This window comes from Prochlorococcus marinus, assembly GCF_001180245.1.
Lineage (GTDB): Bacteria > Cyanobacteriota > Cyanobacteriia > PCC-6307 > Cyanobiaceae > Prochlorococcus_A > Prochlorococcus_A marinus_F.
On the sequence record NZ_CVSV01000128.1, the window covers coordinates 1 to 202 of the forward strand.

Below are 202 nucleotides of genomic sequence, written 5' to 3' on the forward strand. Positions count from 1 at the left end.
TTTTGAAGATGCATTTGATTTGGATGATCAAGATTGGATTGATCAAGAATTTGACATTCCGAAATATCCTGAAAAATATCTAAGGAGAAGATCAATTGCACAACCGATTCTTAAACGTACAACAACATTGGGTGAACTTGTAAGTCAGTTAGAGTCCATAGCAGAAGTTATAGAAACCCAAGATCTTCTGCTCATGAAGAGA

1 pseudogene is annotated in these 202 nt (G+C 35.1%); it reads left to right on the forward strand.

Annotated features, from left to right (window positions below):
• A pseudogene (locus tag AMO19_RS05155) lies at positions 1-202 on the forward strand (segregation/condensation protein A); the annotation flags it as partial.